Genomic DNA, 1,390 nt, shown 5'->3' with positions numbered 1-1,390 from the left:
GGCGGTCTCAAGGAGCAAGTGCAACACCTCATGTAAGGTGTTGCCATGTCTACCCAATACAACCACCTGAGTACCGAGGAGCGCGTCACCATTATGGTGATGCTCTTTCAACGACAGACGCTGCGAGCTATTGCCGCTTTGCTAGGCCGTCACCCCAGCACCATTAGTCGTGAGATCAAACGCAACCCCCAGCAGCCTCACTATGACGCCATCCAAGCTACCAGCAGGGCTCAACAGCTTCGACATGCGCCTCGCCGTCAGCGGCGTTTGTCTCCAGACTCAGAGCTATTTCAAGTGGTCGTCGAAATGCTCCGCATCGGCTGGTCACCGCAACAAATTGCCCGCAGACTACGCAGTATCTGGCCAGGCCAATCCGAGCGACATGTGAGCCACGAAACTATCTACCTCGCCATCTATGCCTATCCGCGCGGCGAGCTGAAACGCCAGTTGATCAGTTATCTACGTCAGGCTGACGGCAAACGTCCTAAGCGAACCCAAAGCAATGTGCGTCGAGAACGTTACCCTGCGCATCTGAGTATTCACCTACGCCCCCCTGAGGTTGCAGATCGTCTGGTCCCTGGGCATTGGGAGAGTGATCTGATCATGGGCGCCAATAATCGCTCAGCGGTTGCCACCATGGTCGAGCGTACGAGCCGTTATGTGATTCTCGCCAAGCTCGAAGCCCCCACCGCAGAGGCGGCGGCGGAAGCGATCGTGAGGGAAATGTCGCGGATGGCGCCATCGCTCCTAAAAACCATGACGCATGATCAAGGCAGCGAAATGGCCCGTCATGCCGAAATTACTGCGCGCACGGGGATGAAGATTTATTTCGCCGATCCACACTCGCCTTGGCAGCGTGGTAGCAATGAAAATACGAACGGTTTGTTGCGTCAGTACCTCCCCAAAGGCACAGATCTCTCTCTGGTGACGCAGGCACGGCTGGACGAAATCGCTGATCTGCTCAATACCCGACCCCGCCAGACACTGGGCTGGAAATTTCCGGTTGAGGTGCTAGTAGATCATCTTCAGCTTTCCGCGACCAACAAGCTTGAAACGATAAACTGACCGGTAAGGGCAAGCCCTCCAAGTTATCTGGTGGATGCGTCTAATGGGTGTTTCTATTGGGTCATTCCAAGCCGTCACATTGGCGATGGAGGGGGGGGTGTGTATAGCCATTGTTTAAGCGATGAGGGGGGGGGTGTGTATAGCCGCTGCTGCAGCCACCGAAGGGCTTGATCACGGCTAAGCACTTGGTAGTGGAAATTGTGCTTAGTCAGGTAAGCTCGGTTCGGTCAGACGCCCATTGATAACGATGTTTTGGAAGCGGGATTGTTTCGCTTAGCAAGCTCAGAAAATTAACTGACTGTTGCACTTGCTCCTTGAGACCGCC

General features: G+C 55.0%; 1 protein-coding gene. It reads left to right on the top strand.

Features of this window, described 5'->3' with window-relative positions; translation table 11 throughout:
• The first annotated feature begins 45 nt into the window (after positions 1-45).
• Complete coding sequence (locus tag GHO32_RS26020; RefSeq protein WP_048377755.1) at positions 46-1,065, top strand: IS30 family transposase; 1,020 nt, start codon at positions 46-48, stop codon at positions 1,063-1,065.
• Positions 1,066-1,390: the final 325 nt, after the last annotated feature.

The organism is Pseudomonas sp. FSL R10-2189, from assembly GCF_009600325.1.
Lineage (GTDB): Bacteria > Pseudomonadota > Gammaproteobacteria > Pseudomonadales > Pseudomonadaceae > Aquipseudomonas > Aquipseudomonas helleri.
Note: the sequence above shows the minus strand (reverse complement) of the source record. Positions and strands in the feature narration are given on the sequence as shown.

Excerpts from the sequence above, each read along its gene's own strand:
- GHO32_RS26020 (WP_048377755.1), top strand. The coding sequence starts at position 46 with ATGTCTACCCAATACAACCACCTGAGTACCGAGGAGCGCGTCACCATT.